Annotated in this window: 17 protein-coding genes, 1 tRNA gene and 2 pseudogenes; 4 read left to right on the top strand and 16 right to left on the bottom strand. The window is 63.7% G+C overall.

From position 1 onward, the window contains the following. Positions 1–10: 10 nt before the first annotated feature. The 10 genes and pseudogenes from AKN84_RS20035 to AKN84_RS19990 form a co-directional block, all read right to left on the bottom strand. Complete coding sequence (locus AKN84_RS20035) at positions 11–799, bottom strand: ABC transporter ATP-binding protein (protein WP_050422374.1); 789 nt, start codon at positions 797–799, stop codon at positions 11–13. Next, positions 799–1791, bottom strand: a complete 993-nt coding sequence (locus tag AKN84_RS20030) for an ABC transporter permease (RefSeq protein ID WP_050422373.1) — start codon at positions 1789–1791, stop codon at positions 799–801. The genes AKN84_RS20035 and AKN84_RS20030 overlap by 1 nt, the downstream gene beginning before the upstream one ends. A 10-nt stretch (positions 1792–1801) precedes the next feature. Then, on the bottom strand, positions 1802–2830 hold the full coding sequence (locus AKN84_RS20025) for an ABC transporter substrate-binding protein (protein ID WP_050422372.1): 1029 nt from the start codon (positions 2828–2830) through the stop codon (positions 1802–1804). A 232-nt stretch (positions 2831–3062) separates the two neighbouring features. Then, on the bottom strand, positions 3063–4148 hold the full coding sequence (gene sfnG, locus AKN84_RS20020; protein WP_050422371.1) for a dimethylsulfone monooxygenase SfnG: 1086 nt from the start codon (positions 4146–4148) through the stop codon (positions 3063–3065). Positions 4149–4164: 16 nt separating this feature from the next. Next, on the bottom strand, positions 4165–4950 hold the full coding sequence (locus tag AKN84_RS20015) for an ABC transporter ATP-binding protein (protein ID WP_050422370.1): 786 nt from the start codon (positions 4948–4950) through the stop codon (positions 4165–4167). Positions 4951–4969: 19 nt separating this feature from the next. Further along, positions 4970–6292 carry an ABC transporter substrate-binding protein gene (locus tag AKN84_RS20010; protein ID WP_233475284.1) on the bottom strand — a complete coding sequence of 441 codons (1323 nt, stop codon included), beginning with the start codon at positions 6290–6292 and terminating at the stop codon, positions 4970–4972. A 109-nt stretch (positions 6293–6401) separates the two neighbouring features. Further along, positions 6402–7469, bottom strand: coding sequence for a branched-chain amino acid ABC transporter permease (locus tag AKN84_RS20005; RefSeq protein ID WP_050422369.1), 1068 nt, complete (start codon positions 7467–7469; stop codon positions 6402–6404). A 3-nt stretch (positions 7470–7472) separates the two neighbouring features. After that, positions 7473–8353: pseudogene (locus AKN84_RS20000) on the bottom strand (branched-chain amino acid ABC transporter permease). A gap of 7 nt (positions 8354–8360) precedes the next feature. Next, entirely contained in the window at positions 8361–9131 is a 771-nt protein-coding gene (locus tag AKN84_RS19995; RefSeq protein WP_050422368.1) for an ABC transporter ATP-binding protein, read from the bottom strand. Positions 9132–9137: 6 nt separating this feature from the next. Next, positions 9138–10559 (bottom strand): LLM class flavin-dependent oxidoreductase, encoded by a 1422-nt coding sequence (locus AKN84_RS19990; RefSeq protein ID WP_050422367.1) that lies wholly within the window; start codon positions 10557–10559, stop codon positions 9138–9140. Positions 10560–11070: 511 nt separating this feature from the next. Here AKN84_RS19990 and AKN84_RS19985 point away from each other — a divergent pair. From AKN84_RS19985 to AKN84_RS19975, 3 genes are all read left to right on the top strand, one after another. Beyond that, positions 11071–12294: an acyl-CoA dehydrogenase family protein gene (locus tag AKN84_RS19985; RefSeq protein WP_050422366.1), complete on the top strand. Its 1224-nt coding sequence runs from the start codon at positions 11071–11073 to the stop codon at positions 12292–12294. Positions 12295–12383: 89 nt separating this feature from the next. Further along, positions 12384–13754 (top strand): styrene monooxygenase/indole monooxygenase family protein, encoded by a 1371-nt coding sequence (locus tag AKN84_RS19980; protein ID WP_050422365.1) that lies wholly within the window; start codon positions 12384–12386, stop codon positions 13752–13754. 67 nt (positions 13755–13821) lie between these two features. After that, positions 13822–14019, top strand: coding sequence for a hypothetical protein (locus AKN84_RS19975; protein WP_050422364.1), 198 nt, complete (start codon positions 13822–13824; stop codon positions 14017–14019). A gap of 494 nt (positions 14020–14513) precedes the next feature. On the opposite strand, the gene AKN84_RS19970 is transcribed toward AKN84_RS19975, so the two are convergent. The 3 genes from AKN84_RS19970 to AKN84_RS19960 all read right to left on the bottom strand — a co-directional run bounded on the left by AKN84_RS19970 (position 14514) and on the right by AKN84_RS19960 (position 15871). Beyond that, a tRNA-His gene (locus AKN84_RS19970) sits at positions 14514–14590 on the bottom strand. A 186-nt stretch (positions 14591–14776) separates the two neighbouring features. Further along, the gene (locus AKN84_RS19965; protein ID WP_050422363.1) at positions 14777–15214 is read right to left on the bottom strand and encodes a phasin; all 438 of its coding nucleotides are present in this window, start codon (positions 15212–15214) and stop codon (positions 14777–14779) included. 258 nt (positions 15215–15472) lie between these two features. Beyond that, positions 15473–15871 carry a phasin family protein gene (locus tag AKN84_RS19960; protein ID WP_050422362.1) on the bottom strand — a complete coding sequence of 133 codons (399 nt, stop codon included), beginning with the start codon at positions 15869–15871 and terminating at the stop codon, positions 15473–15475. Between the two features lie 370 nt (positions 15872–16241). Here AKN84_RS19960 and AKN84_RS19955 point away from each other — a divergent pair. After that, positions 16242–20130: pseudogene (locus tag AKN84_RS19955) on the top strand (PAS domain-containing protein). Positions 20131–20462: 332 nt separating this feature from the next. Here the strand turns inward: AKN84_RS19955 and AKN84_RS19950 are convergent. From AKN84_RS19950 to AKN84_RS19940, 3 genes are all read right to left on the bottom strand, one after another. Further along, complete coding sequence (locus tag AKN84_RS19950; RefSeq protein WP_050422361.1) at positions 20463–22163, bottom strand: vWA domain-containing protein; 1701 nt, start codon at positions 22161–22163, stop codon at positions 20463–20465. Between the two features lie 342 nt (positions 22164–22505). Next, positions 22506–23033, bottom strand: a complete 528-nt coding sequence (locus tag AKN84_RS19945; RefSeq protein ID WP_050422360.1) for a tautomerase family protein — start codon at positions 23031–23033, stop codon at positions 22506–22508. A 99-nt stretch (positions 23034–23132) separates the two neighbouring features. Next, positions 23133–24131, bottom strand: a complete 999-nt coding sequence (locus AKN84_RS19940; protein ID WP_050422359.1) for a GlxA family transcriptional regulator — start codon at positions 24129–24131, stop codon at positions 23133–23135. Between the last annotated feature and the right edge of the window lie 201 nt (positions 24132–24332).

The following is a 24332-nucleotide window of genomic DNA, read 5'->3' as shown; positions in this document are numbered from 1 at the left end:
CGACCTCACCTCAGGTCGCGAGGCCGAGTGTGTCGAGGATTCTCCGCCGTAGCGCGACGAGCTCAGGATCGTCACGATGCCGCGGATAGGGCTTGCCGAACTTGAACTCGGCCTTGACGCGGGCGGGTCGCTCGCTCAGGACGACGATGCGCGACGACAGCAGCAGCGCCTCCTCGACATCATGCGTGACGAGGATCGCAGTAAAGCCGTTACGCTGCCATAGGCGGACCAGTTCGGCCTGCAGCGTCAGCCGCGTGAGCGAGTCGAGCTTGCCCAACGGCTCGTCGAGCAGCAGCAGTTTCGGATCGTTGACGAGCGCCCGAGCCAGCGACGCGCGCTGGGCCATGCCACCCGAGAGTTGATGCGGATAGGCCGCAGCGAATTCGCTGAGGCCGACGAGGGACAGGGCGGCGTCCACCCGCGCGTGGGACTGCTTGAGCACCCCTCGTGCCTCCAGGCCGGTCGCCACATTCTTCCAGACCGTTGTCCAGGGAAACAGGGTCGGATCCTGAAAGACCAGAATGCGCGACGGATCGGGGCGTATCACGGGCAGGCCGTCGGCGAGGATCGAGCCGTTGCTCGGCAACTCGAGACCGGCGATCAGGCGAAGCAAGGTCGACTTGCCGCAGCCCGACGGCCCCAACAACGCGACAAATTCTCCGGGCACGACGCTGAAATCAATCGCATCGATGACCGGCAGCTTCGAACCGGACAGGCTGAACTGATGGCTTACCGCTCGAACATCGATCGCGGAGCTCACGAGTTCGGGACTCCTGGAGGCAAGCGGGACGCTCGGCATCAGATGAATCCCTCCTGCCAGCGCAGCAGGCGGTCGCGAACGACGAACAGCAGGCGAACGATGCCGGCGCAGAGCGCGGCCATGATGATCAGGGCGGCATAGACGTTGGCGTAGCCGGAATAGGCTGTCTGGAACTGGATGTACCAACCGAGGCCGTATTTCGCGCCGAGCATTTCCGCTACGACCAGCACCGCAAAGGAGTAATAGAGCGCCATGAAAAGGCCGACGAAGACGTGGGGCAGCGACGCGGGTATTGCGACCCGACGGATCAAATAGCGATTGTCAGCACCCAGAATTCTCCCCACGTCGTAGAAAGAACGGTTGACCGAACCGACGCCCGACGCGGTCAAGATCGCAACCGGAATGCCGGACGCCAGAGCAACGATGAAGACGCTTGCTCCAAACGTGGTCGGGAAGAAGTAGAATGTGCAGGGAATCCATGCCGTCGCGGGCACAGGCCCGATCAGTTTGAGGAAGGGCATGCCCCAATAGCTGAATCGTTTCGACCAACCTAGCGCCACGCCGATGGCATAGCCGACGGCCACGCCCGACAGGAAGCCGAGCGACCACAATCTCAGCGTATAGCCGATGCAGATCAACAGGCGCGTTCCGTCCGCCACATAGACGTTGAGCAGCCCGTGTGGCGGAGAGAAGAACGGCTTCGGCAGCCAACCGAATTTTGCGGTGGAGAGCTCCCAAAGGGCAAGCCAGACGCCGATTGCGACGAGCCATGGGCCGTAATGGATCATGACCTCGCCAGCGCGCCCGAGCCGGTAGACGACCGGTGACAGTAGCACGAAGAGCACAGCAAGTGCGCCGGTGATCGCGGCGAACAGACCGGCACTTCCCCAGGGAACGACGTCGGGCAGCCCGATCGTCACCAGTGCAGCCGCCCCCCAGGAGAGCGCGGCGAACAAGCCGTCGCGCCACAGCCGTCGAAACGATGTCAGCTGCGCCTGGGCCGCGCCATCGAGCGCTTGCGCCTCGCTCATTGTGCCAATCTCAGCCGAGCAGGTTCACGGTAACCCGCTCGGCGAAGGCCTTCGGATCCGTCGAGGCGTCCAGCACCTTGACGAGCTTGAGGTCCTCCGCCGTCACCCTGATCTGATCGACCAGTGGCTGCCCGATCGGATGATCGTGATAGACCAGAGTTCCGAGAATTTCGGTGAGCTCGGCAAGCGTCAAACCCGCAGGCTTCAGTGTTTCGAGATACCAGGCCGCCACCTCGTCGGGATGGTTCGCAGTGTACTCGTGGACCTCGATGTTGGCCTCCGCAAGCCGGCGCAGCGCGTCCTTGTTGGCGTTCAGAAAGGGGCCGTTGGCGCCAAGCACACAGCAGGTATGGCCTTGATAGACGCCGGTCTGGGTATCGGCGATCTTGACGAAGTTGAACTTCTTCTCGATCGAGTAGGCCCAGGGATCGAGATGGGCCGCGACGTCAGCCTCGCCGCGATTGACGGCTTCACCGACCAGATCGAACGGCACGACCTTCCACGTGACGTCGGTCTCCGGATCGATGCCCGCCTTCGCGAGTGTCACCTGGAAGGCCACTTTCGGCGGCGAAACCACATCATAGCTCGCGATCGTCTTGCCCTTGAGACCCACAACATCCTTGATCCCCGACGCCTGCGAGGCCAGCAGGCGCTGGCAACCGCCGTGCGAGCCGACGAACAGCTTGACATCGAATCCCTGCTCCAGCGGCTTCAGCCAGTCGCCGATCAGGCCGGCGCCGGCGTCGGCCTTGCCCGTCGCCAGTGCTTGAATCAATGTCTGGCCGCTCGCTCCCTGGTAGAACAGCTCAACGTCGATGTTATGCTTGGCATAAATCCCCTTCGCCAGGCCGAAGCCAAGCGGCGAGTGGCAGGCGGCCACCTCGGTCCAGGCCAACCTGATTTTCGGCGCCGGACCGGCGATCGCCGGCGAATAAACATTGCTCGCCGCGATGCCGCCGGATGCCACGAGCCCCACAGCACCCGTCGCCCGCAGGAAGGTACGCCGGCTGACCTTGTGACGTCGTTCCGATTTGCTCATTTCGAAGCTCCAGTCCCAATCTGATGATTCAAAGTTGATCAACGAGAACCGTTACAACGACCGGCGCGGTGTCCGTCGATGCGTGGTGATGATGCGTCGTCAGTTCCAATGTGTCGAGCAAGCTGCGAAAATAGCGACGCGCGCGCTGCTAATCGTTCACTTTGCGCGCGCTTTGTTTTGAATTCGCATACGGTCGCAACTCATTCCTTTTCCACATTCTGCTGCGGCCGCCTCAAGCCGGTTCAGGCTCATGGGCTCTGCTGGCTTTGGCCGAGTTCAAGAGCGGAATCACCTCGCGGCCGAACGCCGGCAGTTCGTCGGTAAAGTTCAGGAAGGCGCAAAGGATCATGTCGACGCCGATGGCCTCGTAAGCGCGGATGCGCTCGGCGATCAGCTCGGGAGGACCAAATAAGCGAGTCTTGAAGCCGTCGTTGGGCTGCACCAGATTGGCGTGGCTCGAATCCGCCCACATCCCGATCTTGTCCGCAGTCGATGCGCCGGCCTGCTTCACCTGTTCGGCGAAGGCCTGCACGATCTCGGGGTCTGCGCCTGCGACAATCGCCTCGAGCTGCTCGAGCGCTTCCCGCTCGGTCGGCCGCTGGATGATGAAGCCGTTGAGCCCGAACTTGACGGTGCGCCCCTCTGCCTTGGCGAGCGCGCGGACCTCGTCGATCTGCTGCTTGGCACCCTCGACCGTCGTGCCGTTGAGGAAGTACCAATCCGAATATTTCGCAGCCATCCGCCGCGCGGCCTTGGAATTGCCGCCCTGGAAGATCTCCGGATAGGGCTGCGAGATCGGGCGCGGCTTCAACCAGGCATCATTGATGCTGTAGAAATCGCCCTTGAAGGTGAAACGGTCCTGTGTCCAGAGCCCCTTGAGCACCTGGATGAACTCTTCCGAGCGACGGTAGCGCTCATCATGTTCCAGCCAGGGCTCACCGAAGGCGCGGAACTCATCCTTGAACCAGCCGGTCAGGATGTTGATGGCAAATCGCCCTTTCGAATAGACATCGATCGTAGCGCCCACCTTCGCGATCATCGCGGGATGCCAGAAGCCGGTGTGGATCGCGCTGATGAGTTTCAGCCGCTTGGTCTGGGCCGAGAGCACCGCCGTACAGGTGATGGCTTCCTGCTGCAGCTCCCAGCCATGACTCGCGATGAAGCGTGCCGGCGCCAGGCCATATTCGAAACCGAGCTCTTCGGCCTCCCGCGCGAGCGAAGCATTGTAGTCGAGCGTCCAATCGGTACGCTGGGGCACGTTGCTGATGACGAATCCGCCGCTGCCGAGCGGCATCCAATATCCGAAACGAATGGCCATGAGGCGTCGCTCCTGTTCAGACGATCGGGGTTTGAAGGGATACCGCCGTTCCAGCCGGTGCGGCACCAAGATAGAATTCTGCAACGTCGTCACGTTCGGCCAGCTCGGCCGCCGTGCCTGACGCGGCGACCCTGCCGTTCTCGAGAATGTATCCGTGATCGGCAAACTGAAGCACGAGATGCGCGTTCTGCTCGGCCAGCAGAAAGCTGACCCCCTCGTTCCTGTTGAGATCCCGGATGATGTGGAAGATCTCCTCCACGATGATCGGTGCGAGCCCCATCGAAGGCTCGTCAAGCAGCACGAGAGTCGGATGCGTCATCAGCGCGCGCCCGATCGCGACCATCTGCTGCTCGCCGCCCGACGTCAGGCCGCAACGCGCGCTGCGGCGCTGCTTGAGCCGCGGAAACCAAGTGTAGACGCGCTCAAGATCGTCGGCGAGCGCGCGACGGCTCGGCCGACGCACGAAGCCGCCGCTGAGCAGATTCTCCTCGACCGTAAGTTGGGGAAAGACATGACGGCCTTCAAGAACCTGGACCACGCCCCGGGCAACGAGATCGGCCGGGTCAAGCCGGCTCGTCACCTCGCCGCGCCACGTGATCGCGCCACGGCTCAAGTGACCGCGTTCGGACCCAAGCAAGTTGGAGATTGCCTTCAAGGTCGTGGTCTTCCCGGCGCCATTGGCGCCGAGAAGAGCAACGACCGATCTCTGCTCGACCCTGAGCGACACGCCGCGCAGGGCCAGGATCGCCTGACCGTAGAGGACCTCGATGTTGTCGACCTCGAGAAACGAAGACGTGCTCATAGCGATCCCTCAGGCGACGTCAGTTGGTCGCGTCGCGCGGCGTGATGCCTTTTTCCCGGGCATAGGCGGCTGCACGCTCGTAGATCAGCGGCAGCAACAGGTCCCGATCGGACTTCACCCAGCCGTTCGACACCACGTTCCACTTCTCGCCGTCCCACTGCAGCACCTTGCCGGCACCGCCGCCCTCGTGGTCCTTGGCCGAAAGCTTAAGCGGCTGCTGCAGGCCTGTGGCGCCGATTTCCGCGAGACGCTTCTCGGAGAGGTCGAGATGCTCGAGCCCCCACTGCGCCTCCTCGCCATTGATCGGCCGCACACCGAAATGTGCCTGCGCGGTCCGGATCGCCTCGACCGCGACGATCGCCTCGTCGACGCCGGAATTGTAGTAGACCGAGCCGAAGCTCTTGGGATCCTTGAGATCGCTCAGGCCCTTGTCGAGGATGTACTTCTTCAGCTTCTGATGGATCTCGAAATTGGCGCCCGCAGGGAATGGCGTGACCGCCAGATAACCCTTGCCGACCGCGCCGGCGGGCCGGACGTCCTCCTCGGAGCCCGACCAGATGCCGCCGATGATATGATCGACCGGGAAGCCCACCTTGGCGGCGGTCTTGATTGCGACCGGCGTCATCACGCCCCAGCCGCGCAAGAACACCCAGTCGGGCTTGAGCTGGCGGATCTTGGCCCATTGCGCCGACTGCTCATTGCCGGGATGCGGCACCGGAATCTGGATGTCCTCGAAGCCATAGGTCTTCGCGAGATGGGCGAGCGGGACCTGGGTTTCCTTGCCGTAAGGTGAATCGTGATAGACGGTCGCGATCTTGAGACCCTTCAGCTTGTCCTTGCCGCCGACCTTCTCCGCGATGAAATTGACCGCCGACGAGGCTTCGCTCCAGAAGCTGAAGACGACGGGGAAGCTGTAGGGGAAGACGCGCCCGTCGATAGCCTCCGTCCGGCCATACGCGATCGTGACCAGCGGAATCTTGTCGGCCACCGATTTCTCGGTCAGCGCCTTCGAGATCGGATCACCATGCGGCAAGAAGATCGGAACCGGCGATCCGTTCTTGCCAGCCTTCACGCGTTCATAGCATTCGACGCCCTTCTCGACTTCCCAATTGGTCTCGCACTCGTCCCAGACGAGCTTGATTCCGTTGATGCCGCCTTCCACCTCGTTGATGTAGCGGAAATAGTCGATCTCGCCGGCCCAGACCGGGATGCCACTCGACGCATAGGCGCCGACCCGGAAGGTCGCGAGCGGGAAGTATTGCGTTTTTGCCTCCTCCGCCGAGGCACTGGTACCGACAGCGGCCGACAAAGCGAGCGCCGCCAGTCCGACTGCCTTGCTCATGATCCGCTTCTGCTTCCACAAAGACATCTGCTTACCCTCCATTTGACCTTAGAATTCATGTTCGACCGCGCAGGTGGTTCACGCCCACATGCGACGGGTTTGTCGTGTGCTAACGGTTGATCCGCGATGCGAGCCGCGTCCACGCTCGCGACAGCAATGCTGCAAGACCGCGCGGCTCCTTGATCAGGAACCAGACGATCAGCGCACCGAACAGCGCCTTCTGAAAGTTTTCGAGTTGTCCGGGATCGACCGCGCCGCCGAACACCCCGCCCCCGAGATGATCGAGCAGGATCGGCACGAAGATCATGAAGGCAGCACCGAGAAAATTGCCACGGACGCTGCCCATGCCACCGATGATGATCGCGAACATCACCTGGAACGAACGGTCCAGATTGAAGCTGCGTGCATCGACGGTGCCAAGATAGGCAAAGGCCCAGAGCGCGCCCGCAATCCCGATCACCAGCGAGCTCACGAAGAACGCCTTCAGCTTTCCGGCGGATACGGGAATGCCGATCACCGAAGCCGCGGTGTCCATGTCGCGGATCGCCATCCAGGTCCGGCCGGTCTGGCTGCGAACCAGCCGTGCCGCAACGGCCGTCACCACCACGACGGTGGCGAGGGTCAGGAGATAACGACCGGCCGGGCTCGAGAGATCATGGCCGAGGAACGCCAGCCGCGGCGCCGAGATCGAGCTCGAGGTCGAGTAGTTCGAGAACCAGCCATATTGATTGAACAGCCATTCCAGCAGGAACTGGGTCGCCAGCGTCGATGCGACGAGGTAGAAGCCCTTGATCCGCAGGCTCGGCAGCCCCGCGACGACCCCCACCAGCCCGGAAATGATGCCCCCGAGCAGCAGGCTGACCGGCAGCGGCAGTTCCGGCAGGCGCAGCAGCAGATTGTAGGTCGCATACGCGCCGACCGACATGAACCCGCCACTGCCGAGCGAGGCCTGTCCCGCATAGCCCATCAGCAAGTTCAGCCCCAGTGCCGTGAGCGACATGATCAGGAACGGGATCAGGACGGCGTTGAGCCAGTAGTCGTTCGCTACAAGCGGAATGCCCGCGAGTGCGGCGAGCAACACCACAACCGAGCCTGCGCGCAGCCGGTCGCGCACGCTCTGCGCGGTCTCGTGCGACGGGTTGAACCCTTCGATGGCTTCTGTGCCGATCGTCGACATGCGTCAAATCCTTTCGATCGGCGCTTCGCCGAACAGACCGGCCGGCCGGACCAGGAGGAAGCGACCGCCAGCACATACGAAAACCAGGTCGAGACGCTGCCTCCCAACAGGCTTCCGAGGTAGATTTCCGCCAGGCTGTCGCCCGCACCGACGATCAGGCCGCCGACGATCGCGCCCGTGATCGAGGTAAACCCACCGATGATGAGCACCGGCAGCGCCTTCAGCACCACGAGAGTCAGCGCGAATTGCACGCCCTGGCGTGCGCCCCACAGCAGGCCCGCAACCAGCGATACGAAGCCGGCAACACCCCAAACGATCTGCCACAGGGTTTGCAACCGGATCCCGATCGAGAGTGCAGCCTGCGGATCATCGGCGATCGCTCGCAGCGCGATCCCGACGCGGGTTTTGTTGAAGAAGATCGAGAGCGCGACCACGAGAATCCCGGCGGTGCCTGCTGCGACGAGGTCGAACTGGCTGACCTGAACCCCGCCGATCTCGATCGGCGTATCGACGATGCCGAGATCGAGCTCGTGCACGCTCGCACCCATCACGATCTGTGCGAGCCCCTCGATCACGAAGGACACTCCGAGCGTCGCCATGAACAGGGTGATCTGCGGTCGATTGACCAGCGGCCGCAAGACGACGCGCTCGACCGCGATCGCGATCAGAACCATCACCGCCAGCGTGATCAGCGCCGCCAACCAGAAGTCAATTCCCTTGTCGCGCAGCGACACGAAAGTGAGTGCCGCGCACAATACCATCGACCCCTGCGCGAAGTTGAAAACGCCGGAGGCCTTGAATACCAGCACGAAGCCGATCGCAACCAGCGAGTACATGACGCCCGCGAGCAGACCGCCGACCAGCGTTTCGATGAAGAAGCTCATCTCGACCTCAATGCGCCGTGCCCAGATAGGCCGAGATCACGTCCGGATTCTTGCGCACCTCTTCCGGAGAGCCGTCCCCAACCTTGCGGCCGTAGTCGAGCACGACCACGTGATGCGAGAGCCCCATCACGACACTCATGTCGTGCTCGATCAGCACGATGGTGGTGCCGAGGCTTGCATTGGTCTCTAGGATCAGGCGGCTCATCACGTGCTTCTCATCCTGGTTCATTCCGGCCATCGGCTCGTCCAGTAACAGCAGGCTCGGACGGCCGACCAATGCGCGTGCGAGATCGACCCGTTTCTGAACGCCATAGGGAAGCGTCGCCACCACTGTGTCGCGATGCCTGGTCAGGTCCAGGAACGCGATGATCTCGTCCGCCCGACGCTTGAACTCGCGGGACTCGCGTCGATCCCGGCCAAGGCCAAAGGCGTGCTCGAGGAGCGTCGTTCGGGAATGCCTGATCAGTCCGGCCAGCACATTGTCGAGAACGCTTAAGTGACGAAACAACGCGTTATGCTGGAAGGTCCGGCCCACGCCCAGATGCGCCGCATGCGCCGGGCGAATCCGGATGAACCGCTCGCCATTGAACGTGACGCTGCCGCTGTCGGCCCGATACACCCCGTTGATGATGTTGAGCAGCGAGCTCTTGCCGGCTCCGTTCGGACCGATCAGCGCGCAGATCTCGCCACGCGCGACCTCGAAGCTCAGGGCGTTGAGCGCCTTGATGCCCTGAAAGGACAGGGACACGTCGCGGAGTTGCAGGATCGGTCCGGACATTGCGCCTCAGGCCTCGACCGGCTGTCGCCCGGCCACGCCGGCCGCCTGGGCGGCGCTCCGCTTGACCGCCTCGATATCACGATAGGCCGCAGCAGGATGGCTCGACGGCAGATATGGCCCCTCGCCGAACAGCTTCTCGCGCAGCGTCCCCGGACGATAGCCCGTCGGATAGACGCCGCGCTTCTGTAGCTCCGGCACCAGCAGATTGACCACGTCCTCGAAGGTCTCCGGCGTCACCGCATAGGCGAGGTTGAAGCCGTCGACGTCGGTCTCCTCGACCCACTCCTGCAGGATGTCGGCAATCGTCGACGGCGAGCCGACGAACACCGGACCGAGGCCGCCGATGCCGCCCCAGCGCGCCAGCTCCTCGATGGTCCAGGACTTGCTGCCGCTGGCAAGATGATCGACGACGGACACGATCGCGTTGGTCTCGACCTTCTTGACCAGATCGGTCGGCGCATACTGCCCGAAATCGATGCCGCTCCAGCCCGACATGAACACAAGCGCGCCGTCGTAGGAGGCGTATTGCTGATACTCCCTGAACTTCGCCTCCGCCTTGGCGTCGGTTTCGTCGACAATCACCGTGACCAGATTGTAGGTCAGGATCTTGCGCGGATCGCGGCCGGCTTCGGCCGCCTGCCGCCTCACCTCGGCGACATAGGATTTCAGAACCGGCTTGATCGGTGCGGCGACAAACACGCATTCCGCGTGCTGAGCCGCGAAGGCCTTGCCCGGGCCCGACGCACCCGCCTGGTAGAGCAGCGGCGTCCGCTGCGGCGACGGCTCGCAGAGATGATAGCCCGGCACGTCGAAGTATTTTCCCTTGTGCCCGATTTCATGAACCTTCGACGGGTCGGTGAAGATCCGTTTCCCGGCATCGCGCAGGACAGCCCCCTCCTCCCAGCTACCCTCGAGTAATTTGTAAAGAACCTCGACATATTCGGTCGCGACCTCATACCGATTGTCGTGGCGGCGCAATCCGCCCTGACCAATATTCTTCGCCCCGCTCTCCAGATACGAGGTCACGATGTTCCAGCCGACACGGCCCTTGCTGTGGTGATCCGCGGTGGAGAGCCTGCGGGCGAAGCTGTAGGGATGCTCGAATGAGGTCGATGCTGTGATGCCGATGCCGAGATGCTCGGTTGCGAGCGCGATCGGCGCCACAAGCTGCAAGGGATCGTTGACCGGGATTTGCGCCGCCTGCTCGAGTGCATGGAACAGGGAATTCTTGTACACATCATAATAGCCGATGACATCAGCGATGAAGATGCCGTCGAAAATCCCGCGTTCCAGCGTTTGCCCAAGGTCCTGCCAATAGTCGAGGTCCTTGTACTTATAAGAGCGATCTCGCGGGTGCGCCCAGACACCTGGAGATTGATGGCCGACACAATTCATGTCGAACGCGTTGAACCGAATCTGTCGCGCCATGCACATCTCTCCGTTGCATCGCTCATTTGCGATGCTCTCGCTTCCTTCGACGGTATCTCGCCACAACAAGCGATCGATGGTCCATCGCGTTTATCGGTACTTTTCGATGCGCATCTTTCGTCGCAGCCATTTGCGGGATGAGAAAATCTCTCTCGACGAATTCCAATCCGTGATCGTCGAGCAACGTTGAGCAGCGCACTCATACGGACCACGACAATAAATCGCCCCGACGCATTTGAATCTCGATACGATCCGCCGCGTCGCGCCTCGCTTCGGAGAACACTTCTCTCGAATTGACCATCGTCGCGTTCATCTCGGCCGATCTTCGACGAAGAGCGAATAGCGCCGCGACAGATTCAGACATCATGGTGTACGGCAGAATTTTCTTCGTACGACGCACTGCTCCGAACGTTCGTCTTCGATCCAGCGCAAATACAGTCTGGCTCACGGCCGGGAGCAGACTATTCTTCAAGGCATCAAGATTGATGTCAGAACGAGCTGAAGCGGAACGATGACCATTCACGTTGCAAACCCCACGACGAGCGACAACGAGCTGGAAACACGGTTTGCACCGATCTTCGCGAAGATCGCGGCGGGGGCGGTGGCGCGCGAACGAAACCGCACACTGCCATTCGACGAGATCAGACTGTTGAAGGAGGCAGGCTTCGGGGCCTTGCGCGTACCAGTTGAGTTCGGGGGACTTGGCGCAACTCTTCGTCAGACCTTCGACCTGCTGATCGGGCTTGCAGCCGCCGATTCCAACCTGCCTCAGGCGTTGAGAGCTCACTTCAACCTGGTCGAGGACTTGCGGCTCAACACGGATCAGACCGTCAAAGCGCGGTGGCTCACGACAATCGCAAACGGCGCACTGTTCGGCGTCGCGGTGACTGAACCTGGCATTGGCGCGGTCGATCGCTATCAAACCGCCGTGACGTCGGAGGGAGCCGCGCTCCGGCTCAATGGCACAAAATACTATACGACTGGCACCCTCTATGCCGATCATCTGATCGTGGCGGCAGACCAGGACGGCAAACGGGTCACGGTTCTTGTCGACGCCAACCAGCCCGGCGTCGACGTTCAGGACGACTGGGACGGCTTCGGCCAGAGGCTAACCGCGAGCGGCACGGCCGAGTTCAAGGATGTAACGGTCGGTCCGGACCGCATTGTCGGTCCGGGCTATGGAACGGAAGGCCGCGTCTTCGGAACCGCCCACGTTCAGTTGATCCTGCTCGCGACCCTCGCAGGAATCGCAAAACGCGCCGCCATCGATACGACCGAATGGATCAAGGCGCGAACCCGCACCTTTTCCCACGCTGTCGCCGACCTGCCGCGGAATGATCCCCTTGTGCAGCAGGTCATCGGGCAGCTGTTCAGCGCGGCATTCGCTGCGCGAGCGACGGTCCTCGCGGCGGTCGACGAGCTCGCGCGGACCCTTGACGGTCGCCACCAAGACCCTCAGCAGCTCGATGCCTCCGAGCTCGCGGCAGCCGAGGCCCAGGTGGTCGTCATCAAGCTGGTTCTCGACGCCGTGACCGCGCTTTTCGAGGTTGGCGGGGCCTCTCTCAGCTCCGAGAAGCTCGCGATCGATCGGCACTGGCGCAACGCGCGCACCATCGCTTCCCACAATCCCGCGATCTTCAAGCTTCGTGCAATCGGCGCACATGAATTGAATGGCGAGGCCCTTCCATATGCATGGAGTGCCGGCGTTCGTCGGGCTGGGCAGCACACCCGTTAGAAGATTGCGCGCTCTGCAGTTTAGCCCGTTGAGACGGTGCATGCCCGGGCCTCGCTTCTTGGCATAAGCAATTTCTTCAGGAGAGCCACGTGTCGAACATCAAACGGAAAGTCGCCATTGTCGGAGCAGGTCTCGCCGGGACGACGGCCGGGCTTGGCCTCGTCAACGCCGGGTTTGACGTCACCATCTACAGCGATCGAGACCGCGCGTCGCTGCGCAACGATGTGCCTCCGACCGGGACCGCCGTCTACTTCGGCAAATCCCTGGAATACGATGCCGAGATTATCGAGGACCTCTACGATATCGGAACCAGCACCGGGATGAGCGTTCGGATATTTTCCGGCACCGGCGAAGCCCGAACTCCGATCATCGAGTTCGACCGTCCGTTCAACTATCGGGCGCAAGCTGTCGATACGCGGCTCCGCGCCGACGATCGGCTGGGTCGCTTCCTCGCCCGAGGCGGCAAATTCGTCGTGCGTACGGTCACGACAGAGGATATCGATGCAATTGCCGCGGAGGTCGATCTCACCCTCGTTGCGACTGGAAAAGGCAGCCTGTCCTCGCTGTTCCCGGCTGACCCGGATCGCACTGTCTACGCGGAGCCGCAGCGGCATCTACTGCTTGCGACGTTCAAGGGGGCGGATCGCGCCGATCACCAGTTCGCCTATCGCAGTTCGGACGGCGCCAGGCACAACTGGTTCACCATCCATGCCGATTTTGGTGAAACTTTTTTTGGCCCCTACCTGCACAAGGATGCCGGCGCCACACGAGCCTTCATCGGATTCGCCAAGCCAGGCAGTCCGTGGATCGACCTGTTCAAATCCGCGACCGATACCCAAAGCGCGCGCGACGCCGTGGTGAAGCTGTTCGCGACATATTTCCCGGAAGATCTGGCGTTGGTCGAGCAGCTCGAGCCGCTGCATGAGGACCCGCACTCATGGTTCCTCGGCGCAGTCACGCCGACCGTTCGGCGTGCCGTTGCCCGCACGAAAAATGGACACCCTGTTGCCGCGATCGGCGATGCCGCAGTTTCCTTCGATCCGATCGGTGGTCAGGGAGCGCAGAATGCGGTCGTTCAATCCGTGCTGCTAATAAGGGCGCTCAGGGAGCACACGGGCAAGATCACCTACGAGTGGCTGCAGGACCAATTCAATTCGCATTGGGAGTATCGCGCCGAGGCTGCAACGGAAGTTACCCGGCTGTTCCTGGGTGACGAAAAATATGCAACGCATGCCGAGCTGCTATTCCCGGCCGCTGCGGTCAACGCAAGGATCGGAAGCGCGTTCTTCGATTTTCTCTCAGAGCCAAAGCCACTGCTTGGTATCCAGACTCGAGAGCAGATCGGCAAGTTCATCTCGGATTTGGCGGGAGAGGCCGCCGAGACTGTCCTGGCGAGGTTCAAGGCACCAAAGCAATTTGCGCAAGCTAAGGCCGACGAGCGTTCGCTTATCTCCACATAAGCGACTGCGTTGTCCCGCAGGTGTTGGCGACCAAAGGCCGGGCAGATCGCATCGTGCGGCTTGCGTCATGGCCGGTGACAGTGGCGAAACGACGCTTGCGCATATCCAGCCGCTAGCGCAGTTCCTTGCGGCTTTCCCGGCGAACCTGGCCTTTCGCGTTTTCATCGTGCAGATTGTGCGCTTCGGCGAAGTGGCGAGTTGCGGCGACACGCATCTCACCGAGCAGCCTCGGCACCTCCATCGCGCAGGCCACCGAGGCACGTAATCGACGCCTTCATACATTGCCCTTGGGTTTGCGGACGCCATGGGCCGGGTTGGCTTCAATGATGCCGCCTCGCGACGGCATCATTGAGGATGCCGCGCACCGTCCGCGCGGGGCCGTTCCCGCACCGCCTCTGACAATTGCCTTTCCGGGCAGCTTCTTTGTCTTGCTGAAACCCGCGTCTTTCCAGCCATGATGTCACAATGAACTGTTCCTAGAACCAGATCGCGTTCCAGCCCTAGTGGTAGCTAATCGGTAGCTATGAAAGAGCAAAATCGCAGACAAAATATTGATCTTTATGCATATTTTTTCATTTGACCTCCTGTCTTAGCAGACTTTGAAAATTGCGATTTGAGCTCGGCCTTTCAGCCATGACGCAAAAACTAGCATAGCTATCAGCGACTTATTTCGTGGTATGTCATCCATTCTCCGCCGCAGTTGTGCTATGGTGACTGCTCGCGGCATCGAGGGGTGCTAGTGTAAGAAATTGATTTTGCTGGTACAGTTGGGTGGGCTCGAACCACCGACCTCCTGTTCCACAGACAGGCGCTCTAACCAACTGAGCTACAACTGCATCCTGACGCACGGCCCCGCGCAAGGGGGCGGCGATTTCGGGCGGAAACTAGGTGCAACGCCCGTCTTTGGCAAGCGCTTAACGCGCCGATTTCCGGTCTTATCTCGGGCCGCTTAGCGGTCCGCGGCAGCAAAAAGGCCCGGACCGACAAGGTCCGGGCCTTTCGCTATCTCAGGCAGATCGCGATCAGGCGGCCGGCTGCTGGGTGAACTTCGCGGCGCTGGCCTTGATCGGCTCGGCGGTCTCGCTGGCGACCTTCTGGCCGAGCTCGGCCAGTTCCTTGGCCTGCGCGGTGTAGGTCTCGAACTGCTTGCGGGCGTGCGAGGTCCACAGCTCGACCGCTTCGGTCGGCGACTTCACGCTGAACAGCTCCTGGGCGAAGTCGAGCGACGAGCTGGTGTTGGCCTTGAAGAACTCGATCAGCTTGGCCGAATAGGCGGTCGCGCCCTTGTTCATCGAGGTGAAGACGGCCTCGACGGTCGAGTTGTGGGTCTCGGCAGCGTCCTTGAACTTGGCGTAGCTGTCACGGGCCTGCAGCACGCCCTTCTCGGCGAACGCGCGGACCTGCTCGGGAACTTCGAACGGGATGATCGAGGCGGAAAACGGATCGGACGGGTTGGTCATACGTGTAATCCTTCGCAACGGGTGAGTAGATGTGACCATTGCGGACGTCCCGGAGCCAGCAGGCCGGGAGCGCTGAAATGGATCACGCTGCCTTGATTCACGGGAGTGCCCTTCGTCGGGCCCGCCTAATAAACACCCATATCATGTCAATTTTGTGCAACGCAACGTGCGATCGCGTGCGACGCCATATTTTTTATGTGGCGGAATATGCGTTACCGCGCCCGGGCCGGCCACAGCCGGCCCGGATCGGCGGTCCCGTCAGCTCTTCGGCTTGACCGCATCCATCGCGGCGCGACTGACGGCCTGGCCCATCTCGCTGGCCTGCTCGGCGAGCGCGCGCATCTGGCCCTGCACATATTCGCTGTGCAACCGCATCACCTCGGTAAGGTCCTTGGCCTTGAGCAGCGACTGCGCATAGTCGAGCGACGACTGCACGTTCTGTTCGGCATAGGACAGCGCCTTGGTGGACAGGTCCTTGGCACCGGCGCGCATCGTGGCATTGCGCTCCTCGAGCTTGCCGGCGGTGTCGCGCGCGTTGGTCACGAACTGCTCGAATGACTTGCGCGCCTGATCGAAGCTCGCCTCCGCCATCGACCGCATATCCTTGGGGATCTCGAACTTGGGGATCTCGAAATGGTCACGCCCGTTGTCGCTCATGGTCGCTCTCCCTCGCTTGGTGATCGGCCCGCCGGTTGGCCCTGCGGGCCCAAGGTGGAATACAGGGTAGACTACAAGGTAGAATAGACGGCGCGATATATCGCGGCACTGCAATCGCAGGTGTGACGCGGCGCCGCCCTGGTTCCGCAACACGCTGTCGCAGCCGCTCTGCCGGACAACGCCAATCGGCTGTGGATCGTTCAGCCGAGTTAACGTTATCCCGCCTTTGGCGGGGGCAGTTTCGCTGCGGACATGGACCTGCCGCCCCCCGCTTGCGATACTAACCTTCTGTTAAGGCTGTCGTCCTGCGGCTGCCGGCGCTTCGGCAATGCGAGGAAAAAGCCAAACCTATGCGGTCAAATCTTGCGTGATGAGTGACGCGGAATTCCAGATCCAGGCGCTCGGCGATGTGAGGCTGGCGGACCATGCGACGGGCGCCCTGCCGGCATGGCTGTGGTCGGCCGACGGCGCACGGATTCTCTGGGCCAATCCGGTCGGCGCGCAGGTATTCGGTGCCGCCAATGGCGCCGAGCTGGCGAAGCGCGCCTTCGGCCCGGCCGATCCACATCGCCGCCAGGTCGCGCGGCTCGGTTACAACCTCGCCGCCAACGGCGCGGTGCGGCTGGAGCGGCTGCGCGGCTTCGGCGCGGCACTCGGCATGCTCGCGACCTGCGGCTGCGCGCGCATCGAGCTGTCAGACGGCAGCCACGGCATCCTGATGACCTCGCTCAATGCCAGTGGCCGCAGCATGCCGCTCGCCGAGCGCTTGCAACGGCTGGTGCAGGGACTGGCGCGTCCGGCCGCCGCCTTCAACGGCGACGGACTTCTGATCGCAGCCAATGAGGCGGCGCGTTCGCTGCCCGGCCTGCATGATCTCACCGAAGCCGGCCTCGATGCCGCGCGCGGCGAAGCGCTGGCGCAGGGCCGCGCGGCGGCGAGCGTTGCAGTCGGCCGCGTCGTGCTGCAGCGGATCGGCCGCGGCGCCGATCGCGCGCTGATCGCACTGATCAAGCCCGCCCTGCATTTCGCCGCCAAAGCTGCGGCGCCGGTCGTGCCGGAGCCGGTTGCGCCGGAGACGGCTGTCCCGGAAGCGCCGGCAGGCACAGCCGCGCCGCAAGAGGCCGCAGCCGTGGCGCCGCCGCCGGTACCTGCCGCCGTCGAGCAACCAACCGCGCAGGAAGAAGCCCCCGCGCTGGTCTGCGACATGCCGGCCACCTTCACGCTGTTCGATGCGCTGGATCCGCAGCTGGAAGAGCAGGTCGCGATCGAGCCGGTCGTCAGCACGATCGCATCCGAGCCTGCGGACGTTGCTCCATCTCCGGCGTCGGAAGAGACACACGCAGAGACCGCGCCCATCGAGACTGCCGCATTCGACACCACCCCTGACGAAACTGCCGCGGTCGAGGAGCCAATATCGGAAGCGCTGATCGAGGTGCCCGCTGAGGCAGAGCTCGAAGCGCCTGCGTACCTTGCTCCACCTCTCGCATCGGCAGAACGCGCGCACGAAGCGCCAGCACCAGTCGAGACCACGTCTCTCGACACCACGCCTGACGAAACCGCCGCGGTCGAGGAGCCAATATCGGAAGCGCTGATCGAATTGCCCGCTGAGACAGGGGTCGAAGCGCCCGCACCTGAGCCCACGCCCGGTCCCGAAGAGACCGCACACGCGCCCACTTCGGAAACATCGGCGCCACCTGCCGATCCCTCGCCCTATGCGATTGCGGATGCGCCTGCTCCGCCGCCCGCCGCCGAGCCGGAGCCAGCGACGCTGGCGTCGGCGCCGCCGCCATCCTGGCTCGACGAGCCGTTGCCGGTGCGGCGGCATCCGCTGCGCTTCATGTGGCAGATGGACCACGAGGCCCGCTTCTCGCTCGGCTCCGACGAATTCACCCGCCTGATCGGCCTGCACACCGCGGCAGGCTTCGGCAGGCTGTGGAGCGACATCGCCGAGAGTTTCGGCCTCGATCCCGAAGGCCGCGTCCTGCAGGCGTTCGCCAGCCACGACACCTGGAGCGGCATCACGCTGAACTGGCCCGTCGACGGCGGCGGCCGGCTGCCGGTCGAATTGTCCGGCCTGCCGGTGTTCGATCGCAGCCGGAATTTCGCCGGCTATCGTGGCTTTGGTGTGTGTCGCGACCTCGACGGCCTTGCGCGACTCGCCGCATTGCGCCGCTATGAGTTCTTCAGCGGCTCGATCGCGCCGCGATCGCTGTCGGCCGGCGTTGCGCCTGCGCGGCGCACCGATGCGCCGCCGCATGAAAATCCTCCGCCGCATGCGGAGCCGCCGCCCGATACGACCGCGAGTGCACCACCCGAGGAATTGACCGAGCCGATAGCAGCAGAGACTTCAAACCAAGCCGATCCGGATCACGCCGTGGAAACGAACGAGGAAGCGCACGAAGTGCGCCAGGACCCGCCACCGAATGTGGTGCCGTTCCGCCCCGCCGGCGACACAAGACCGCCGTCGCTGACGCCGGTCGAGAACAACGCCTTCAACGAGCTCGCGCGCCAATTGTCGGCGCGGCTCGAGAGCGAGGCCGGCCTCACCGCGACGACGAATGAGAGCGCCAGCATCGCGCCAGTTGCCGAAGCGCCGCCCGCGAACGAACCATCGCAGCAGGCGGAGGCGCCATCGCAGCCAGAGACGGTCGCGCAACCGGAGACACCGGCCGACGCGCCAAAACCCAGCTGGCTCGCCGCGGCCGAGCCCGCGCCGCGCGCTGACTCCCGGCGCGACCGCGCACTGCTCGATCTCTTGCCGGTCGGCATCCTGATCTACCGGCTCGATCGCCTGCTCTACGCCAACCACGCCTTCCTCGCGCGGATGGGCTATGACAGCCTGCACGCGCTCGAAGCCGCCGGCGGGCTCGACGCACTCTATGTCGAGCCCGGTGTCTCGCAGGCAAGCAGCAGCTCCAGCACCGGCACCCCGGTGACGATCTCCGCCAACCAGGACGGCCAGGCAGAGCAGGTGTCCGCGGAGGCACGGCTGCACACCATCAGCTGGGACGACGATTGCGCGCTGGCGCTGATCTTCTCGCGCACGCTCGACGAGGACACCGCGATCGCGGCTGCCCTGTCTGATCGCGATCCTGAGCCGGAGGCCGCGGCCGCCGAGCCCGTGCTTGCACCGCCGCCGCCGCAGGCCGCCACGCCGACGCGGAAGAACTCGGCGCCATCCTCGACACCGCGGCTGAAGGCATCATCATGTTCGATGCCGAAGGCAACATCCATTCCTGCAATCGCAGCGCCGAGGCGCTGTTCGGCTATGACGGCGACGAGTTCATCACGCGCAATCTCGCCGATTTGTTCGCGCCGGAGAGCCAGCACGGCATCTTCGACTATCTCACGAGCGTGAAATCCGCCGGCGTCGCCAGCCTGCTCGACCATGGCCGCGAGACGCTCGGCCGCGTGCGCCAGGGCGGCCTCATCCCGCTGTCGGTGACGATGGGCCGCACCCGCGCCGACGGACCGAACTTCTTCGCCGTGTTCCGCGATCTCTCGCAGACCAGGAAGAGCGAGGGCGAAGTGCGCGAGGCGCGGCGGCTCGCCGAACGCGCCGCCAACGCCAAGACCGACATGCTGGCGCGGATCAGCCACGAGCTGCGCACGCCGCTCAACGCCATCATCGGCTTCGCGAGGTGATGATATCGGAGCGCTTCGGCACGCTCGGCAACGAGCGCTATGTCGAATACATGAAGGACATCCGCGCCTCCGGCGAGCGGGTGATCGCGATCGTCAACGACCTGCTCGATCTGTCGCGGATCGAGACGGGCAAGCTCGACCTCGCCTTCACCAGCCAGAACCTCAACGAGATGGTGGAGAGCTGCGTCGCGGTGATGCAGCCGCAGGCCAACCGCGAGCGCATCATCATCCGCACCTCGCTCGCGCACACGCTGCCGCCTGTCGTCGCCGACGCCCGCGCGCTGCGCCAGATCACGCTGAACCTGATCGGCAACTCGATCCATCTCGCCAATGCCGGCGGCCAGGTGATCGTCTCGACCGCGCTGTCGGATTTCGGCGAGGTGATGCTGCGCGTGCGCGACACCGGCCAGAGCCTCAACGACAACGAGGTCGCCGCCGCGCTGGAGCCGTTCCGCGCCCCGACGCCGACCGATCAGGCCGGCTCCGGCGGCGTCAGCCTGTCGCTGACCAAGGCGCTGGTCGAAGCCAACCGCGCCAAATTCCAGATCCGGACCGGCGGCCGCACCGGCACGCTGATCGAGGTGACCTTCGCCCACGCCGCGGCAAGGGCGTGATAAGTGGTGCTTCTACGCGAAGTCCACTCTCTCGCTTGCGGTAAGGGAGGCACAGGCGGTCGGGCTCCCTCCCCCCTTGTGGGGGAGGGTTGGGGAGAGGGGTGCCACACGGCACACTCTTTCCATGTTGGTCTCAGTTCGACGACGCGACCGAGATTGCGAAAGCGATGCTCTCGTCAATCATCTCGCCCGGGGCTTACCCCTCTCCCCACCCTCCCCCACAAGGGGGGAGGGAGCCGAAGAGCGTACTCACCTCACAAGAGAAGAGCGTGCCCACCTTGCAAGACGTGTGAGCCTCGCGGGCGCACCCAAGAGACAACGCTACCGTCGCCCTACTGCTTGATCTCCAGCGTCTGGCGCTTGCCGGCGGCGATCGAGAACGGCTTTTCCGCCTTCTGGCCGTCGGCATAGATGGCAACAGCGACATAGTCGCCGGCGCTGAGCGCGACGTTGGCGGCTGCATCATACGTCACAGAGATGCGCTTGCGCTCGTCGTTGATGTCGCGCTCGGCGCCCACGATGTCGATCTCCTGGGCACCGTCGGCCTTGATCCCGACCACGCCGGCGTTGAGATTGACCGTGACGCGGCTCGGCGCGCCGGACTTCACCTCCGCGCGCACCGTTCCCCTGGCCTCGCCGACCGCCACCCTCACCTCGTAGCTGCCGGTCGGCAGATCGAACTTCGATTCGGCGTCGTATTCCTGCGCGACCTTCTCGCCCTCGTCGCCGTTCGAGTTCGCCGGCTGGTGGACCGCGACCACGATGTCCTTCTCGACCTTGGGCCCGCCCTCGGCATAGGTGGAGGTCACGATCAGCTTGCCGACATCGAGGGTGAGCTGGACGTTGCTGAAGTCACCGGCAGCGACCGAGAACGGCTTGCTGGTCTTCGACTGCCCCTTGGTCAGGGTCAGCGTATAGCTGCCCGCGGCGAGGACGAAGCGCGGCACCGCGTCGTATTCCTGCGCGATCAGTCTGCCGCCCTTGTCAAAGACCTGCCAGACCACATCGTCGACCTTGCCCGCGCCGCCTGCCACCGAGCCCTCGCTGGTGACGTAACCGGCATCGAGGATGACGTCGAGCGCAGTCGGCTTGCCGCTCTCGACCTTGAGCGGAAACTCGCGCTTGAGCTGCCGGTAGCTCACCTCCACGATGTAATCGCCGGGCGCGATGTTGTCGGCGAACGGCGCGCCGTAGAAGGTGTTGACATGCTCGCCCTTCTCGGTCCCGGCGCGCTTGTAGACGCCCCAATTGACGTCCTCGTCGCTGATCGGATCGAGCCCTTCGGCGAGCCGCGCCACGCCGCGGATGTTCTTGCCGAGATAGGGATCGGCGGCCACCGGCTTCGGCGGCGCCTCGCTCGCGACCTTGGTGCCTTGCGTCGCCGCCACCGCCTTGGTCAGCGCGCCGGTCAGGCTCGCGGCGTTGCCGGCATCGAGATAGACGCCGCCGGTCGCCCGCGCGATGCATTGCAGCTGGCTCTTGGCCGCGGGATCGGCGACGTCGAGGCCGATCACATGGGCGGTGAAGCCGATGCCGGCCCTCTTCAGCTCGGCCGCGGCCACACACGGATCCGGCGCGCAGGTCTCGATCCCGTCGGAGACCAGGATCACGTTGGCCTTGTTCTCGGTCGAGTGCAGCGCCTCGGCGGCGGCACGCAGCGAATCCGAGATCGGCGTCTTGCCTTTCGGGTTGATGCCGTCGATCGCAGCCTTGATCCTCGCCGGATCGAACTTGCTGACCGGAACCATCAGCTCGATGTCCTTGCAATCGCCCTTCGAGCGATGGCCATAGACCATGACGCCGAGACGATCCGCAGGATTCCATTTCGACAGGATCGCATCGACCGCCTGGCGTGCAGCGGAGATCTTGCTCTGCCCGTCGACCAGGCCCCACATCGAGCCGGAAGCATCGAGCACGAGAATGGTGTCGGTCCCCGTATTGGCCCCTTGCGCCCGGGCGCCGTGAGATGACAGCAGCGCCAGGCCGAGCGACAGCAGGCCGGCAACGAACAAGCGGCGAAAAACCTTGATCACGGATCGATCCTCGATGCTGGAGACAATCGGAGGGCAAAGACGGCTGCGACGACGCGGCGTGTCGTGAGATCACCGCGCTGCGTCAGCCGCGCCCTCCATCAATCTCGATTTTGCTTTTTGTTGGCCGGATTGCCGACGCGACACAATGACGGCGTGCGCGCAACGAAACGCCAAAGCACCTTCTATTGGCGCAACTTGCGTCTGGACACTTGGACTATTGCGACAGCTGTTTGGACTGATGCGACACGCACATGACGATTAAATCGTTTCCAACGTTGCAATCGCCATCACCACGGTTGTGAGCGTCATCACGGATGACGCTCCCTTGCACGCTGCCATGTACTAGTCGACGCCGCGGCCCGCCGCATCGAGCGCGCCCGCAAGAAGCTCCAGCGCCTTGATGCGCCGCCGCCGCGCAAGGCGCGCTGCGCCGACCTCGCGCTCGTGCTCGCCGGCGATGAAGGCCTGGATGTCCGATAGCGGACGAATGACACCGCGGCTGCCCCACTGCCCGTCGGGGATCTCGGTTGGAAACACCCAGACCTGCGGCGCCACATCCTCGAACGACCCGCCGGCGGCGCGCACCACGGCGGCGGTCACGTCCTTCACCAGGGCCGCGCGCGAGGCTTCGGTGTACTGCCCCTCGGGCACTGTCGGGACGATGCGATAGCGCGGCGTCGGCGACGGCGCGCCCGCCACATAGACCGCGTCCGGCCGATGCACGAACACGACGGTGACGCTTTGCGCAACCTTGTTGGCCGGGTCGAATCCCTCGTGACCGATCAGGATATCGCCGAGCTCCTTGACGAGGCGCGCTTCCGCTTCCGGCTTCAGGGCTCCTTCGGGAATCGTCACATCGATCATTGGCATTGAGAGACCTCCTGTTGTTGCCAACTCGAGGTCTATGCGCGGGGTACCTCCGGCAGCAGTGGCAGTATCGCCATTCTCAGAGGTAATTCGGACACAGCGTCAGGCGGCACGCGCAAAACGGCGCTGGTACTCGCGTGGCGAGAGCCCGGTCTCGCGCTTGAACAGGCGGCGAAAGGTCGACAGATCGTTGTAGCCGACGCTGGCACTGACGGCGTCAAGCTTCAGCCGCCTGGATTCGATCAGACGCTTGGCCACATCGACGCGCAGTGCCTGCAGATATTGCAGCGGGGCCTCGCCGACCGCGAGCTTGAAGCGGCGGTTCAAGGTGCGCTCGCTGACCGAAAGGCCGCGGGCCAGCCGGGCGAGGCTGAAGCCCCGTTGCAGCGACCTCTCCATCAGGCTCTGCGCCCGCGCCACCAGTGCATCGGAATGCCTGATGTCGTGGGTGCGGCTGGCGTAGGACGCCTGCGAGACGCGGTTGCCGTCGATCAGCATCAGCTTGCCGGTCTCGGTCGCCACGTCGGCGCCGGCGAACATCTCGACCAGCCGCAGCGCAAGATTGAGCGACGTGGTCACCGCGCCCGAGCAGATGATCCGGTTCTGCTCGGTGAGGATCTCGGCGACGCGCAGGTCCACCGCCGGATAGCGCATCGCGAATGTCCGCCCCTTCGCCCAATGGGTGGTCGCGACCCGGCCGTCGAGCAGGCCGGCCTCGGCGAGGATGAAGCTGCCGGTGCAATAGGACGCGAGCAGGGTGCCGCGCTCGTGCTGCCGCCGCAGCGCGGCCAGCAACGGCTCGATCACATCGAGCCGCGCGAAGAAGCGCTCGATGTCACCGACGAACGGCCCCGGAATCACCACAGCATCCGCCGCAGAGCGCGCGCTGATCGGCCCGTCGACGCCGATGACCTGACCGGACACCGTCTGCACCGGCCGGCCATTCAGTGACTCGACGCGCCACCGCAACGGCGCCGGCTTGCCGTCGCCGCGCCGAGGCCGGCTCGCCGCCACCGAATTGGCGGCGGTGAACACGTCGACAATGCCGGCAACGCCCGAAGCCAGGATGCCGTCATAGACCCAAATCCGGATGAGTGGCATGGCCGTGTCCGATCTTGCCCAGAATGGGGTAATCCTGCCATCGCGCGCGCGACCGGACAAGCCGCGCCAAAATTGAAAACGTCCTCAGCGTCGTCCTGGCGAAAGCCAGGACCCATTACCCCAACTGCGCATTGTTGCGCGTCGCTGGAGCCACAATCCCGTTCACGATCAAATGCGGTGGTTGATGGGGTGGACGCCCCC

It is taken from the genome of Bradyrhizobium tropiciagri, assembly GCF_001189845.1.
GTDB lineage: Bacteria > Pseudomonadota > Alphaproteobacteria > Rhizobiales > Xanthobacteraceae > Bradyrhizobium > Bradyrhizobium tropiciagri.
The sequence above is the reverse complement of the archived record's forward strand: the minus strand, read 5'-3'. Positions and strand labels throughout refer to the sequence as shown.

Coding starts and splice junctions, on each gene's coding strand:
- AKN84_RS19940 (WP_050422359.1), bottom strand. CDS start 24,131: ATGCCACTCATCCGGATTTGGGTCTATGACGGCATCCTGGCTTCGGGC.
- AKN84_RS19965 (WP_050422363.1), bottom strand. CDS start 15,214: ATGACCAACCCGTCCGATCCGTTTTCCGCCTCGATCATCCCGTTCGAA.
- AKN84_RS20015 (WP_050422370.1), bottom strand. CDS start 4,950: ATGAGCACGTCTTCGTTTCTCGAGGTCGACAACATCGAGGTCCTCTAC.
- AKN84_RS19960 (WP_050422362.1), bottom strand. CDS start 15,871: ATGAGCGACAACGGGCGTGACCATTTCGAGATCCCCAAGTTCGAGATC.
- AKN84_RS20035 (WP_050422374.1), bottom strand. CDS start 799: ATGCCGAGCGTCCCGCTTGCCTCCAGGAGTCCCGAACTCGTGAGCTCC.
- AKN84_RS19975 (WP_050422364.1), top strand. CDS start 13,822: ATGGCCGGTGACAGTGGCGAAACGACGCTTGCGCATATCCAGCCGCTA.
- AKN84_RS20025 (WP_050422372.1), bottom strand. CDS start 2,830: ATGAGCAAATCGGAACGACGTCACAAGGTCAGCCGGCGTACCTTCCTG.
- AKN84_RS19945 (WP_050422360.1), bottom strand. CDS start 23,033: ATGCCAATGATCGATGTGACGATTCCCGAAGGAGCCCTGAAGCCGGAA.
- AKN84_RS19990 (WP_050422367.1), bottom strand. CDS start 10,559: ATGGCGCGACAGATTCGGTTCAACGCGTTCGACATGAATTGTGTCGGC.
- AKN84_RS19995 (WP_050422368.1), bottom strand. CDS start 9,131: ATGTCCGGACCGATCCTGCAACTCCGCGACGTGTCCCTGTCCTTTCAG.
- AKN84_RS20030 (WP_050422373.1), bottom strand. CDS start 1,791: ATGAGCGAGGCGCAAGCGCTCGATGGCGCGGCCCAGGCGCAGCTGACA.
- AKN84_RS20005 (WP_050422369.1), bottom strand. CDS start 7,469: ATGTCGACGATCGGCACAGAAGCCATCGAAGGGTTCAACCCGTCGCAC.
- AKN84_RS19985 (WP_050422366.1), top strand. CDS start 11,071: ATGACCATTCACGTTGCAAACCCCACGACGAGCGACAACGAGCTGGAA.
- AKN84_RS20010 (WP_233475284.1), bottom strand. CDS start 6,292: ATGAGCAAGGCAGTCGGACTGGCGGCGCTCGCTTTGTCGGCCGCTGTC.
- sfnG (WP_050422371.1), bottom strand. CDS start 4,148: ATGGCCATTCGTTTCGGATATTGGATGCCGCTCGGCAGCGGCGGATTC.